This is a genomic window from Natronoflexus pectinivorans (genome assembly GCF_004345615.1).
Lineage (GTDB): Bacteria > Bacteroidota > Bacteroidia > Bacteroidales > Marinilabiliaceae > Natronoflexus > Natronoflexus pectinivorans.
The window spans coordinates 264,126-279,497 of record NZ_SLWK01000003.1; the positions used below are offsets into that span (position 1 = coordinate 264,126).

Sequence of the window (15,372 nt, forward strand, 5' to 3'; positions counted from 1 at the left end):
TTGCATCCTAAAAACAAATCCGGAATAATCCTCACCTAACAACCAATTAGTTGACAACAATTAATTACAGAAAATTTCATCGAATATAGTATAATAGCAACATGACCACCAACGATACCATCTGTGCCATATCCACTGCAAAAGGAATGGGAGCCATTGCTGTAATAAGAATTGCAGGGGAAAATGCATTTAAAATAACCGACATCATATTTAAACCGGCAAAAAAAGGCAAAATCATTGCAGAGCAACCGGCCAACAGCATTCATTTTGGGACAGTTTGCGATGGCGATAAAGAAATTGATGAAGTACTGGTGTCAGTTTTTAAATCACCACACTCTTTTACCGGTGATGATGTTATAGAGATTGCCTGCCACGGAGCACCATACATTCAACAACAGTTGCTACAATTGCTCACAAAGCAGGGTGCCCGGCTCGCAGAGCCGGGGGAGTTCACCCAACGCGCCTTTTTAAATGGAAAGATGGATCTCAGTCAGGCCGAAGCGGTGGCGGATCTCATTGCTTCACAAAGTGAAGCTGCCCGCAGAGTGGCTTTACAACAAATGCGCGGCGGTTTTTCAACCGAACTGATGCAGCTTCGCGAAAGACTTTTGTGGTTTATATCGATGATTGAGTTGGAACTGGATTTCAGTGAAGAGGATGTAGAGTTTGCCAATCGTGATGAACTTAATCAACTGGTGGATGAAATCAGCACACACATTGAAAGACTGGTAAAATCATTCTCCCTGGGAAATGCCATCAAAAATGGCATTCCTGTGGCCATTGCCGGACACACAAATGCCGGGAAAAGCACCTTGTTGAATGCCCTTTTGAATGAAGAAAGAGCCATTGTATCAGACATTCACGGAACCACCCGCGATGCCATTGAAGATACCATTAACATTGAAGGAATTACTTTCAGATTTATTGATACAGCAGGCATCCGCTCTACGGCCGACACCATTGAAAACCTGGGAATTCAGCTAACTTACAATAAAATAAAACAAGCATCGATTATTCTGCTTTTAGTGGATGTTACCGATCCGGATGAAAAAATACATGAAGCCATTCAAAACATTCTGCCTAAACTGGAGTCGGATCATCAACAATTAATTGTGGTTGTAAATAAAACCGATCTTGCCAAGAATGATGAAATTGAGAATCGTTTTTCGCAGGACGCTTTCAAAGAGCTTACCGGAAACAACACCATTGTTCCAATATCAGCCAAATTCAGGACAAACCTCGAAAAACTCACATCCGAGCTTCTGCGTACAGTTAATCTCAGTGCCATAGACTCAGACGATGTAATAGTCACCAATGCCCGACACCACGAGGCACTCACCAATGCACTTGAAAGCATTACCCGGGTAAAAGAAGGACTTTACAGAAATATTTCAGGCGATTTTCTGGCTCAGGACATCAGAGAGGTGCTCCACTACCTCGGCAGCATCACAGGACAAATATCAACGGATGAAATTTTAGGGAACATATTTAAGAATTTTTGTATTGGAAAGTAACTACCAATTTTTGTATCTACCTTTTATTTATCTAATCCTTTATTAATAAACAAATAAGAATGATTATTTGCCTTCTATTTATTTTTTGTTTTACCTATACTTGTCCCTCTAGTGTCCCCCATTTATACTAAAGGGACAAATGGGGGACAAGACAAATATAAAGAAGTGTAAAATTTCAGGTCATGTAGGTTTATTTGAGATAAAAACCAACTCCAAATTATTTTGCAGAGTATTTAGTATTTTCATTTTAGTTTTATAAATTAGCCTCATAGTTTTAAAAAAGCACGTAATTTGCGTATAATGACTGAACGAAAACAAATAAACAGGTTAAAAATTGTTCTTGCCGAGCAGAATAAAACAAATAAATGGTTGGCTGAACAGTTGGGGAAAAGTTTAACCACGGTTTCGAGGTGGTGTACCAATGAATCGCAACCCGGTATTGAAACCATAATTGAAATAGCAGCAAAACTTAATGTTGATGCCAGAGAACTGATTGTATCAACCAAACAAGATAAATAATACAAAGCAACGATGCCAACGCTTAATTGGATAGGAAAAGATAAGGTGATTAACCACCACATGGATGTACCATATAAGATTTTAGACCATGTTTACGGATTCGATAACGGAGAGCAAGCCCCAAAGGAAACCAATAGCGGAAACAAAATTATTCATGGAGACAACTTAGAAGCCCTAAAAGCTTTATTGCCCGAATACGAAGGAAAGATTAAGTGCATATATATAGACCCTCCATATAATACCGGAAACGAAGGGTGGGTTTATAACGATAATGTAAATGACCCTAAAATAAAAAAATGGCTGGGTAACGTGGTAGGCAAAGAAGCGGAAGACTTGACTCGTCATGATAAATGGTTGTGTATGATGTATCCAAGATTGAAACTTTTGCATAAACTCCTATCGAACGATGGTGTGATTTTTATTTCAATTGACGACAATGAAGCGTTCCATTTGAAACTCGTTTGCGATGAAATCTTTGGTAATGTCAATTTTGTCGCTCCTTTGATTTGGCAAAGCAGACAAAGTGTTGATGCACGAAATAAAACTGGTATTTCGAATGATCATGAATACATATTTGTATATAAGAAAGGTGATATAACAGCCTTCAAGGGGGTAGATAAAGATTTAACAAAATTTTCAAATCCAGACAATGATTCTCGTGGAGCATGGAGAAGTGCTGATTTGACAGGAATAGCAACTAAACAACAGCGTCCTAATCTGCATTATGAATTAATAGATCCAAAAACAGGAATTATCTACCCCTGTCCAGACAAAGGTTGGCGATACGATCAAAATTCAATGGCTAAACGAATAGCAGAAGGCCGGATTATCTTCCCTAAAAATCATAATGGGAGACCTAGAAATAAAGTATTCATGGATGAGATGGAAAGCTCAACCAAAGCATTCTCATCTGTAATTACCGAAATGAATACAGGAGATGGCTCCAAGGAATTAAAACAAATTTTTGGAGCAAACGAGTTCTCTTTTCCAAAACCTTCTAGTATGGTTAGTTTTTTAATCGAGCAAATCACCAAATCGGACTCCATTATATTAGATAGTTTTGCAGGTTCAGGTACTACTGCTCATGCGGTTTTGAATCTGAATAAGCAAGACGGAGGTAATCGGAAATTCATTTTAATTGAAATGGAAGATTATGCCGAAAACATAACAGCCGAAAGAGTTAAAAGAGTTATTAAAGGTTATGGCGAAAATGGTAAAAATACTGAAGGTACTGGTGGCAGCTTTGATTATTACCAATTGGGAAAACCCCTTTTCCTTGAAAATGACATGCTAAACGAAGAGGTTAGCTTGGAGAAAATACGTGAGTATGTATGGTTTTCAGAGACCCGCCAATCATATAAGACTGTCAACCAAAAAGAAGAACATCTTTTAGGAGTAAGCAACTCATCGGCTTATTACTTTTATTATTACAAAGACGAACTCACTACTTTGGATGATAGTTTTTTACGAAAAATATCAACCAAAGCAGAGCAATACATTATTTATGCTGACAACTGTGTGCTGGATGACAGTTTGATGCAGAAATATCATATTACGTTTAAGAAAATCCCAAGGGATATAACCCGGTTTTAAACCTGAACAGTTATGATTGATTATATAGAAATAAAAGGTTTTAAATCTATAAAGCATTTAGAGTTGGAACTAAAACCAATCAATGTGTTTATAGGGAGTAATGGTTCTGGGAAGAGTAATTTTATATCATTTTTTAAAATGGTATATGCAATTTTTAACAGACAACTGCAACGATATGTAATAGAAGAAAAAACGGACAATGTTCTATACTTTGGACGAAAAACGACAGAAGCGATGTTTGGTAAATTAATTTTCGCCAAAGATGAAATGAACAACAATGCATATTGGTTCAGCTTAGCTCAAACAAAAGAAGGTGGCTTATACATTGCAGATGAAGCATCCGGCTACAATATCTCAAAAAACGATAATTATGCAGGGTATAATATATCCTCAAATAATGATGAGTCAATTATTCCTGAGTCTAATTCGTTTCGAAATAACTATCTAAAAGAGTATTTATCCAATATTCAGATATATCATTTTCATGACACATCTGCAACTTCAATGTTACGCCGTGAGTGTGACATCAATGATAACGATGCCCTAAAAACCGATGGACGAAATCTTCCGGCATTTCTATATTATTTGCAAGAAGAACACCCAAAGGTTTTTAAGCGTTTAGAAAAGACAGTTAAATCCATAGCTCCATATATCGACAGGTTTATTTTGCAACCAAAGAAGTTGAATAAAAATGAAATTGAATTACGATGGGTAGAAAAAGGAGATTTAGATTCAAATTTCAATGCCTATCAGTTTTCAGATGGCACATTGCGTTTCATTGCTCTGGCTACGGTATTAATGCAACCTGAGCCACCTGCCGTTATAGTTATTGACGAACCGGAACTAGGACTTCACCCGCAAGCAATACAAAAATTGGCAGGTTTAATAAAACTGGCTTCAAATAAAACACAATTAATTATTTCAACCCAGTCTGTTAACCTTGTTGATTGCTTTGAAACAAACGACATTGTTACCGTTGACCGAAGCACCATAGAAAACCAATCCATATTCAAACGCTTAGATGAAAGCAAGTTAAAAGGTTGGCTCGAAGAACACTCCCTTGGCGAATTATGGGAACGAAATATTATTAACTCTGCTCAACCTTTTTCAAAATGAAGAGAATTATAATAATTGGTGAAGGTCCAACTGAGCAAATATTCTGCAATGATGTTTTGCAACCACTCTTTAATGCTCATGATATATTTTTGGAAACACCTAAAATTAAAAAGTCGAAAGGTGGCATAGTTGCTTGGGAGCATTTGAAAAAACAAGTTGAACTGCACCTAAAAGATACAGGGGCTTATGTTACAACCTTAATAGACTATTATGGCATACATCCCTGTCATGCATTCCCTAAATGGGAAGAAGCAAAAGCAATTGTAAACAAAAGCGATAGAATATCATTTCTTGAGAAATCAATGCTCGATGAAATTGACGAATCAATTCGACATAGATTTTTACCCTACATTCAGGTGCACGAGTTTGAAGCATTACTATTCAGCGACATTTCAGTTATAAAGGATAACTTTGAATCCGAGGAGTTTAAAGACTATGACTTTCTTTTGGAGACTGATAAAGCTTTTAGTAATCCTGAGAATATTAACGATGGAAAAACAACCGCTCCGTCAAAAAGGTTGAATAGAATTATTGAAGATTATAGTAAGGTGGTATATGGTTCGTTGTTGGCACAGGAAATTGGTCTGGATAAAATTCGGGAAAAATGCCCACGTTTTAACAATTGGATTGAACGGTTATTAACAATTGAATAGTAACGACAAACTCATAGGAAAGTGGAATTAAAACCATATCAACAACAAGTAATCAACGACTTAGACAAGTTTCTTGAATATTTAAACACCTTTCAAGATTCTGCTAAAGCGTTTAATCAATTTTGGGAAGATAAAGTAGGGAAATACCAAGCCAACATAGATGGCTCCTATTCAGGCATGCGCCCTTACAAAAATAATATTCCGGGAGCTACACATATAGCTATCAAAGTCCCAACAGCAGGGGGCAAAACTTTTATCGCTTGCAATGCGCTTCATTCAATTTTCAAATCGTTTGATGTTACAAAACCCAAAGCAGTTGTTTGGTTGGTTCCTTGGTCGAACCTTTTGCAGCAAACAGCCGGACATCTATCAAACCCTACACATCCTTACAGAGAGAAACTGAATACTCTATTTGGCAATAGGGTCGAGGTCTTTGAAAAGCTTCAATTACTGCAAGGCGCCGGATTTAATCCAACTTCTGTAAAGGAGCAGGTGAATATATTTGTATTCAATTTCAGCAGCATTCGAATTAATTCCATAAAAAAGGATGACCGTAAGGTTTATGAGCAAAATGGAGCTTTAGAACAATTTAGGGGTTTTGTTGATAAGGATTTGGTAATAGATGATACCGATGAAACGGCTTTGATAAATGTGATTCGATCATTAAATCCAGTTGTCATTGTTGACGAAAGTCACAATGCCGAAAGCGTATTGAGTGTGGAGATGCTGAATAATCTGAATCCCTCTTTTGTTTTGGATTTAACAGCTACACCCAAAGAAAACAGCAACATCATCAGTTTTGTAAATGCAATGGCTCTCAAAAAAGAGCACATGGTAAAGCTTCCCGTAATTGTTTACAACCACCATAAAAAGGAGGAGGTCATTACAAGTGCTTTGCATCTACAAAGACAGTTGGAGTTACTGGCCATTGAGGAAGAAAAAGTGACAGGCCAATACATCCGCCCCATCATTCTGTTCCAAGCGCAATCGAACATTAAGGGGAAGGACAATACAACCTACATTCACATCAAAGAGCAATTAACGAAACTGAGGATTCCCGAAGAGCAAATCAAAATCAAAGTGAGTGGTTTGGATGAGTTAAAGGGTATCAACCTAATGGCTAAGGATTGCGAAGTCCGTTATATCATTACCGTCAATGCGCTTAAAGAAGGATGGGATTGTCCCAATGCCTATATTTTGGCTTCATTGGCAGATAAGTCTTCCGCAGTGGATGTGGAGCAAATATTAGGTCGGGTTCTCCGTCAACCTCACGTAACCAAGCATCAAAGCCCATTGCTTAACCTTTCCTTTGTATTATCGGCAAGTTCCAAATTTCAGGAGACCTTGGATAATATTGTGAAAGCCTTACAAGATTCAGGCTTTAGCAAAGAGGACTATTATGCTGAAGAAGAGCCTGAGGTTGAATTGACCAACAATGAGGTACTACAACAAGAACTATTTGGAACAAGCCCGGTATCTTCCGGGAATTCAGAAGATGGGAAGGTTCCTGTTGATGAAATTAACATTGACGAAATTGATTTTGACCCAAATGTCGAAATGGATTCCAACCAGATAGGAAGTACAACTGATATTGTTAAGCAAATTACTCAAAAGGGCGAAACAGAGGTTAAAACATTTGAACAAAAAACAGAATCCTACACAGAGGATAATACTGACTATTTATTACGGGAAATGGGTAAACAGCCAAAGAAATATAGAATTGAAGACCCTTTTGTTGATGTGGCAAACGACTTGTCGATTCCTCAATTCTATCGAAAAGTTCCGGCAGATGAACTACATGGCACCATCATGTTTGAGGAATTGAAGCAGGAAGAGCAATTGTTGAACAGAAACAGTCTTTTAAAAGGGTTCAAACTTGCTTCAAAAAGCACCGAAATTAATTTCGATGACACAGCTACCGACGTGTTTCAGGTGGATTACAACGAATCGAAGCATACTGCAACAAAACAAAAAGTTTCAATAAGAGCAAAAGCCATTCTTGTTGATACAATTCTGGCAAAGCCCAAAGTGAATCAGATTAAGGACATCACCCAGCTTATTGTCCGTAAATTAGGTGACATGACCCCTATTTCGCATGAAGACATAACAAAGTATGTAACCCGTGTTTTTGAGGACTTGAACAACGACCAAATACGAGACATTATTAACAATGAATTCTTGTATATCAGCAAGATCAAAGCAAAAGTAAAAGAGCTTGAATCGGAATACGCAAGAGAGCAATTTCAAAAGCTTTTAGATACCAATAACATTTTGGTAAAACCAAGCTTTAAGTTTGCCAATGAAATAACTCAAATCAGCCCAAGTATTGCCATCGACAAGTCACTATACGAAGCAGAAGCCTCAATGAATGGGTTTGAGCAAGAGGTAATCATGAATATTGCATCTCTTGAAAATGTGTTGTTCTGGCACCGGAATATTGAAAAACGAGGTTTTGCCCTAAACGGATTTGAAAGCAACCATTATCCCGACTTCATTATTTTTACCAAAAATGGAAACCTGATTCTCATTGAAACAAAGGGCGACCATTTGGATAACGATGAAAGTCGTGCAAAAAACCTACTTGGTAAAAAGTGGGCAGAAAAAGCCGGAGACAATTTCAAGTATTTCATGGTATTTCAAAAGAAGGAAGTGCCAGATACTTATACGGCACAATCAATTACAGAGATTGTAAGGATGTTGTAATTATATTGAAAAATTCGTTAAATATTATAGCCTAATTTCAGATAATCGTCAAACAAAAGCAAGGATTGTTCTACTTCCAGTAACTCAACTTTATGAGCCAGAATTTCATTCAGAGAATAGCTGGAAGCAAGAATCTGATGATAAAACTGTGGTTACTCTCAAAATGAAAGCCCTTGTATATGATATGGCTCAAGTTAGAAGATCCCTTTTTTAAATTCAATATCGAAGATCCGGCAAAATTATTTTATATCGATAAACATATAATTATTGAATATCCCACAATTATATACGCATTTGAATATAATTTTAATACATTTGCATTAATTATATCTAAAAGCATACAATGAGTCAATTAGCCGATTTTGTAAAACAGCGCCGAAAGGAGGTAAACCTCACACAAGAAGAGTTTGCTGAGAGGACAGGCGTGGCTTTAACCGTAATACGGAAGATTGAACAGGGAAAAACCAATCTCAATCTGGACAAGGTAAATCAGGTTTTGGCTATGTTTGGTCATGAATTGGGACCCATTGCTATATCTAATACAGATGATTCATATCAATAATGAGAAAAGCCAACATATATTATCAGGATATATTTGCCGGAATATTGGTTGAAACGGATGATGGTGAATATGAATTCACCTACGACAAAATTTATGTGAAAAAGTATCCAAACCAATTCCTGACTTTCACTATGCCTGTTTCGGTAAGACCTTATAAATTGAACAGGCTGTTCCCATTTTTTGAGGGACTCATACCCGAGGGATGGTTATTGGAAATTGCCACTCGAAGTTGGAAAATAAATCGAAACGACCGAATGGGATTATTGTTGGCCTGTTGTAGGAATTGTATCGGCGCTGTGAGTGTGGTACCAATCGAAGAAACAGATGAAACAGAATAAATGTCTCTATTGCTTCAACCCTGTGTCAGGAGTCGGTGAATATCATGAATCTTGCAGCCGCAAGTTTTTTGGTTCGCCTCAGCCGCCTGTTATTCCATACTCATACAATGAGATGAGCAAACTTGCAAAAGAGGTGGTTCAAAGAAGCGTTGCTGTTCCGGGTGTTCAACCCAAACTCTCCATGAGTATCATTAAAGATACTCAAAGCGCAAAGGACAAAAGATTAACTGTAGTTGGAGCACTTGGTGGGGACTACATTTTTAAACCACCATCATCTGATTTCCCTGAAATGCCGGCAAATGAACATGTAACCATGCGTATTGCTGAATCATTCGGTATTAAAGTAGTTCCATCCTGCCTGATTAGACTCCAGACGGGAGAACTTTCTTATATCACGAAAAGAATTGACCGCAAAAACAATGGCCAAAAAGTACATATGCTTGATATGTTTCAGATAACGGAGGCATTTGACAAGTATAAAAGTTCGATGGAGAAAGTTGGTAAGGCTCTGGGTTCATATTCTGCAAACCCATTGCTGGACAAACTGTTTCTTTTTGAGTTAACCGTTTTCTGCTTCCTTACAGGTAACAATGACATGCATCTGAAAAACTTTTCCATGATTCTAAATGGCGATAAATGGAGTCTCTCTCCTGCTTATGATTTGTTAAATGTGTCGATAATTCTGCCGGATGATACTGAAGAGCTTGCTTTAACACTTGATGGAAAGAAACGTAAACTCAACAAGCCGATATTTGAAAAATTTGCTCGCGAAATGGGTCTAAATGAAAAGCAAACATCAGGAGTATTCAACCGCTTTATTAAAAATTTGCCTAAAACTGAAAACCTGATAGATAGCTCATTCCTATCAGAACAAATGAAAACAAAGTATTTGGAACTATTGAGAAACAGGTACAATACACTGTTCCATTAGGAAATCAAATGCATTAAAGTTTTACAAGATATTTACAACACGAAAACAATCATGCCAAATCAAAGCGCTTTAGATAAGACAATTAGAATTGAATAGAACTTTTTGTATTGGAAAGTGAGTGAGACCCACTTTCCAGAAGCGAAGCGCACTGGAAAATGATGGTCGAACTCATCCCGATGAGCTCAGCGAAATCGGGATAAGGATATAACGCAAAAAAGAATCTATCCGTCCGTTACACACCCCTCGGATGCCGAACTTACCGAACGGCGAAACTTTTTGAGAATTCCAATTAGTTCAGAACCTTCAGTTCGTTTCCAACTTTTTCGTCTTTCTGCAATCTCCTCCTCTGAGAGATCAACCGAGATACTGTTTTTGGTAATATCGATAATTATTTTGTCCCCATTTTTCAGGAGACCAATCACTCCGCCTTCGTATGCCTCGGGGGTTATATGGCCAACAACAAAACCATGAGAGCCACCGGAAAACCGACCATCGGTAATCAGTGCCACATCTTTGCCAAGTCCGGCTCCCATAACTGCTCCGGTAGGCTTAAGCATTTCAGGCATACCCGGACCGCCTTTGGGTCCACTGTTACGAATCACAATAACTTCACCCGGCTGAACTTCGTTTTTTATACCCTCAATGGCTGCGGCTTCATTGTCATATACTCTGGCGGGACCTTCAAAACGTTCCCCTTCCTTTCCGGTAATTTTAGCTACGGCACCTTCTTCTGCCAGATTCCCGTATAAAATCTGCAAGTGACCGGTTTTTTTAAGCGGATTGCTTAAAGGTCTGATGATGTTCTGATTGGCAGGAAAATCAGGTAACGGTTCAAGATTTTCTCCCAATGTTTTTCCTGTTACCGTCATGCAAGAACCATCCAACAGCCCTTCTTTCAATAAAAACTTCATTACACCCGGCACTCCACCAATGTCATGCAAATCCTCCATAAGATATTTTCCGCTTGGTTTTAAATCTGCCAGGTAAGGAACTCTGTCACTAATGGTCTGGAAATCGTCAATGCTCAAAGGAACCTCAACAGCTTTTGCCATGGCAATAAGATGAATTACGGCATTGGTAGAGCCTCCTAAAGCCATAATTAACGAAATGGCATTTTCAAATGCCTTTCGTGTCATAATGTCTCGTGGCTTAATATCCTTTTCCAGAACAAGTTTGATTGCTTTGGCCAATCGTTCTGCTTCATTAAACTTTTGAGGGCTCACCGCCGGGTTAGACGAAGAGTAAGGCAGGCTCATTCCCATACATTCAATGGCCGCAGCCATTGAATTTGCAGTGTACATTCCACCACAGGCTCCTGCCCCGGGAATGCTGTGTTTTATTATGCCTTTATAGTCAAAATCGGTGATGTTTCCACGCAAACGCTCACCATATGCTTCAAAGGCCGAAACAATATTCAAGTCCTGACCTTTCCATTGCCCTTTTTTCACCGTTCCTCCATACATCATTATGGCTGGACGGTTCAATCGGCCTAATGCAATCATGGCTCCCGGCATATTCTTATCACATCCCACAACGGGAATAACAGCATCGTAAAATTGAGCACTTACAACTGTTTCGATGGAATCGGCAATCAAATCTCTGGATGGCAAAGAATACATCATTCCGGTGGTTCCATTGGTTATTCCATCACTCACCCCAATGGTATGAAATATTAGCCCGTACAAATCCTCCTGTCGATCGACCTCCTTTTTAACAGACGTTGCCAAATCATTCAAATGCATATTACAGGGATTCCCTTGAAATCCGGTGCTCACAATTCCTACTTGTGCTTTTTTCTGGTCATTTTCATCCATGCCTATGGCATAAAGCATTGCCTGTGCAGCAGGCAAACTATCATCCTGGGTTATTATGCGGCTGTATTTATTAAGAATTCTTGTCATATTGTTTTTATTTAGCTCATTATTTTAGGCAACAGTTACATTTATTTCAACATATCGACATTAATATCTCCATAACAAAAAAAATTGAGACATTGTTGCAGTAAAAAAGGTTTTATGTCACTAAAAAACCTAATTAACAAAAATCATTAAATTGCGAATACAATTTAATGATTCAGTTGTTCGCTTAACCAGATCTTATCATGATATCAAAAACAAACAAGATTCCCGATGCATCACTATTAAAGCCCGATGAAAACAGTTTTAATTATATTGATTGTTTTCAAACCGTTGTATTAACAGAAAATAGACATGTGGATAAAACGGAGTTTATAAACATGTTTATAAACTCCGGACCCAAATGGGGTGATTTTTTGATGTCATTGCGGGATAAAATCGTTGGAATATTTGGATTGAAAACTTCAAAAAATAATCCTAAACTCCAATCCCAAAAACAAACAGAGTATTTACCGGGCGAACAAGTTGGGATTTTTAAACTATTTGAGAAATCAGATTACGAATATCTACTTGGAGAAAATGATAAACATTTGAATTTCCGTGTTTCAATATTGGCACTTCCCATCGAAAATGAAGGCTACAAAACGGAATTAAAAATTACCACAGCTGTGAAGTTTAACAATCTGTTTGGGAACATCTATTTTTTACCGGTTAAACTCATACACAAGCTGTTGGTGCGTTCTTCACTAAAAAACATCGTAAAAGAAATAAACACCTGATTATCTACTTATATCAATTAATAAAACAATACAATAGTTCACGTCGGTCATAAGACGGACGTGAACTAAAGAAAAAAACATGCAAAATGGTCTAAGATCTATGACCAAAAATTACTGCCCTTGCCCCAGCGAATACGCTGGCTTTCCGTCAAAGATATACAAATTCTCCGTTTTTATAACGTCAATATTGTTATCAAAAGCAGCTTGCATCAGTTGAATAATATCCTGTTTGGTAATGTTTTTTTCATCTACATGTTTAAATCTGCAACGCCAATGGTCGGTGCAAAAAGTCTCGGAAAACCCATCGGGAAAAACTTTAATTCCCCTGTTTGTAATCATGCTTAACTTAACTGATGGAGTATTGATGTTTTCAAGAATCCCTGCCAGTTCATCAGCACTGGATCCGTTCCAATGCACAAAAAGATCGACGCCCGACAGCTCTTTCTTGCGGGCAGGCTTTCTAACATACTTAGGAAGATTTAAGGCGGCATTCCCGGAAAGACTTACTGCAGCCAATTGTGAAGGTTTATTACCAAGATTCCCTATTACAGCCTCTGCAAACTCCTTAGTTCCTACTTTTTGACGACTGGTTCCTTCTTTAAATATATCGTATGTATGAATACCGTCCTCAATGGTTTTCAGCCAGGCGTTCTGAACTTTCTCGGCCACATCAACCTGACCAATATGAACCAGCATCAGCACCGCTCCCTGCAACAAACCTGAAGGATTGGCCATATTTTGTCCCGCTCTTCGGGGGGCGGAGCCATGTATGGCTTCGAACATGGCACACTCCTCTCCTATGTTTGCAGAGCCGGCCAAACCCACCGAACCGGCAATCTGGGCAGCGACATCACTCAAAACATCACCGTACAAATTAGGCATGACTATGACATCAAAAGCCTCAGGAGTATCAGCCATTTTCGCCGCTCCAATATCAATGATCCAATGCTCATTTTCAATGGTTGGATAGTCTTTTGCTATTTCGTCAAACACTTGGTGAAACAAACCATCGGTTTGTTTCATAATATTGTCTTTTGTGAAACATGTAACTTTTTTTCGGCCATATTGCTTTGCATATTCAAAAGCATAACGAACTATTTTCTCACATCCGGGGCGACTAATCAACTTCAAGCACTGCACAACTTCATCGGTTTGCTGATGCTCGATTCCTGCATACAGATCCTCTTCATTTTCCCTGACAATGACGATGTTCATTTGTGGATGTTTGGTTTTCACAAATGGATGCAAACTGATACAGGGACGAATGTTGGCATACAATCCTAAGAATTTCCTGGTGGTAACATTCAGACTTTTATATCCTCCCCCCTGTGGAGTGGTAATGGGAGCTTTCAGAAATATTTTATTTCTGCGAATGATGTCCCACGACTCTTTTGCAATACCGGCAGTATTCCCGGCCAGGTAAACCTTTTCACCAACTTCAATTTCATCCACTTCGATTTTTGCACCGGCTGCTCTAATGATTGCGAGTGTAGCATCCATTATTTCGGGGCCAATGCCATCCCCATTTGCAACTGTTATTCTGGTCATTTTTATAGAATTTCGAATTAAACAAACACAAATTGAGAAAATTTATTCATAAATTTTTATTTAAATTTACAATGCCATACATAAATAATATTTATGAACCACACTTAATCAATTGCGGATGTACCAGAAAGTGGTGCAAACAAACAGCATTACAAAAACTGCAGAAGAGTTACATCTCACCCTACCGGCAGTTTCAATTCAGTTAAAAAACTTTCAGGAATAGTTTGAAGTGCCATTGATTGAAATTATAAACCGGAGGATTTATGTGACTGATTATGGCATAGAGATAGCCTCCGCCGCAGAAAAATTATCATAAGAGTATATTTTAAAACATGCCACGTATTTTCCGCGAACAAGGTTCGGCAGCTAGGCACGTTATGGAAAAAATCATTTGGGAATTGAGAGGGATAATATTATAAAAAAATTATCTGGTTTGAAGTATATTAATTCATAAAGTCGGACTTGTTATAACAAGTTTTTGTGAATTTTCATTAAAAACTTCTTTGATTTTTGTATTTTGCATAAAATACAAAACACCTTTATCATGAAACAAGTAATTACAATTTTATCAATACTGTTAATTATCGCCCTTTCATCCTGTGGCGGATCTTCCTCATCAGTTAATATAACAAAGGAGTTAATATTAAGCGACGATTTTTCAAATGGGCTGAATAAAATGAAATGGGTGGTTGAAATCGACTCCACACCACAATCAAGGGTTTATGTTGAAAATGGTCAACTTATTACCGATACAGAGGGAGGTGTAACAGTATGGCTCAATAAAGAACTGAGTGGAAACTACATCATTGAATACCAGAGAACCGTGATGGTTGAAGACGGAATAAACGACCGTTTATCTGATCTGAATCAATTTTGGATGGCATCTGATCCAAATAATGAAAACCTCTTCACCCGATCTGGGAAATTTGAGGAATATGATGATTTATCTCAATATTATGTTGGCGTAGGAGGAAACTATAACACCACAACCAGATTCAGAAAGTATGACGGGTATGGCGAAAGGATAATTATTGAAGAAAAAAATGAACCACCCTATTTACTTGAAGCAAATACCACATATAATGTGAAAATTAAAGTAAATAATGGTAACATATCATTTTGGATGAATGATCTGTGCTATTTTGAGTATAAGGACTCGGAACCACTCACCAGTGGTTATTTTGGTTTTCGGTCAACATGGTCACGACACCATATTGATTTCATTAATATTTATAAAATCCACTAGTTTCTGAAAAACCT

The 15,372-nt window shown here is 37.9% G+C and carries 14 protein-coding genes; 12 read left to right on the top strand and 2 right to left on the bottom strand.

The features are described from left to right. Window positions 1-101 precede the first annotated feature (101 nt). The 9 genes from mnmE to EV194_RS06420 all read left to right on the top strand — a co-directional run bounded on the left by mnmE (window position 102) and on the right by EV194_RS06420 (window position 9,929). A complete protein-coding gene (gene mnmE, locus EV194_RS06380) occupies window positions 102-1,514 on the top strand; it encodes a tRNA uridine-5-carboxymethylaminomethyl(34) synthesis GTPase MnmE (RefSeq protein WP_132433213.1) in 1,413 nt (470 codons plus the stop codon). A 300-nt stretch (window positions 1,515-1,814) separates the two neighbouring features. Beyond that, on the top strand, window positions 1,815-2,033 hold the full coding sequence (locus tag EV194_RS06385; RefSeq protein ID WP_132433214.1) for a helix-turn-helix transcriptional regulator: 219 nt from the start codon (window positions 1,815-1,817) through the stop codon (window positions 2,031-2,033). Between the two features lie 12 nt (window positions 2,034-2,045). Beyond that, entirely contained in the window at window positions 2,046-3,626 is a 1,581-nt protein-coding gene (locus tag EV194_RS06390; protein ID WP_132433215.1) for a site-specific DNA-methyltransferase, read from the top strand. 12 nt (window positions 3,627-3,638) lie between these two features. After that, the gene (locus EV194_RS06395; protein WP_132433216.1) at window positions 3,639-4,742 is read left to right on the top strand and encodes an AAA family ATPase; all 1,104 of its coding nucleotides are present in this window, start codon (window positions 3,639-3,641) and stop codon (window positions 4,740-4,742) included. Then, on the top strand, window positions 4,739-5,395 hold the full coding sequence (locus tag EV194_RS06400; protein WP_132433217.1) for a DUF4276 family protein: 657 nt from the start codon (window positions 4,739-4,741) through the stop codon (window positions 5,393-5,395). Before EV194_RS06395 ends, EV194_RS06400 begins: the two co-directional genes overlap by 4 nt. Before the next feature lie 21 nt (window positions 5,396-5,416). Next, window positions 5,417-8,098: a DEAD/DEAH box helicase gene (locus EV194_RS06405; RefSeq protein ID WP_132433218.1), complete on the top strand. Its 2,682-nt coding sequence runs from the start codon at window positions 5,417-5,419 to the stop codon at window positions 8,096-8,098. A gap of 343 nt (window positions 8,099-8,441) precedes the next feature. Next, a complete protein-coding gene (locus tag EV194_RS06410; protein ID WP_132433219.1) occupies window positions 8,442-8,660 on the top strand; it encodes a helix-turn-helix transcriptional regulator in 219 nt (72 codons plus the stop codon). Beyond that, window positions 8,660-8,998, top strand: a complete 339-nt coding sequence (locus tag EV194_RS06415) for a HipA N-terminal domain-containing protein (protein WP_132433220.1) — start codon at window positions 8,660-8,662, stop codon at window positions 8,996-8,998. Before EV194_RS06410 ends, EV194_RS06415 begins: the two co-directional genes overlap by 1 nt. Next, the gene (locus EV194_RS06420) at window positions 8,985-9,929 is read left to right on the top strand and encodes a HipA domain-containing protein (RefSeq protein WP_132433221.1); all 945 of its coding nucleotides are present in this window, start codon (window positions 8,985-8,987) and stop codon (window positions 9,927-9,929) included. Before EV194_RS06415 ends, EV194_RS06420 begins: the two co-directional genes overlap by 14 nt. A gap of 221 nt (window positions 9,930-10,150) precedes the next feature. Here EV194_RS06420 and ilvD read toward each other — a convergent pair whose 3' ends face one another. Next, window positions 10,151-11,830, bottom strand: a complete 1,680-nt coding sequence (gene ilvD, locus EV194_RS06425; RefSeq protein WP_132433222.1) for a dihydroxy-acid dehydratase — start codon at window positions 11,828-11,830, stop codon at window positions 10,151-10,153. Window positions 11,831-12,030: 200 nt separating this feature from the next. On the opposite strand from ilvD, the gene EV194_RS06430 reads away from it, so the two are divergent. Then, a complete protein-coding gene (locus tag EV194_RS06430; protein ID WP_132433223.1) occupies window positions 12,031-12,564 on the top strand; it encodes a DUF2867 domain-containing protein in 534 nt (177 codons plus the stop codon). A 111-nt stretch (window positions 12,565-12,675) separates the two neighbouring features. Here EV194_RS06430 and EV194_RS06435 read toward each other — a convergent pair whose 3' ends face one another. Then, on the bottom strand, window positions 12,676-14,112 hold the full coding sequence (locus tag EV194_RS06435) for an NADP-dependent isocitrate dehydrogenase (RefSeq protein ID WP_132433224.1): 1,437 nt from the start codon (window positions 14,110-14,112) through the stop codon (window positions 12,676-12,678). Window positions 14,113-14,224: 112 nt separating this feature from the next. Here EV194_RS06435 and EV194_RS17200 point away from each other — a divergent pair, with 112 nt between their 5' ends. Together EV194_RS17200 and EV194_RS06445 are read left to right on the top strand one after the other, a co-directional pair. After that, on the top strand, window positions 14,225-14,335 hold the full coding sequence (locus EV194_RS17200) for a LysR family transcriptional regulator (RefSeq protein ID WP_394346316.1): 111 nt from the start codon (window positions 14,225-14,227) through the stop codon (window positions 14,333-14,335). A gap of 321 nt (window positions 14,336-14,656) precedes the next feature. Further along, complete coding sequence (locus EV194_RS06445) at window positions 14,657-15,358, top strand: DUF6250 domain-containing protein (protein ID WP_132433225.1); 702 nt, start codon at window positions 14,657-14,659, stop codon at window positions 15,356-15,358. Window positions 15,359-15,372: the final 14 nt, after the last annotated feature.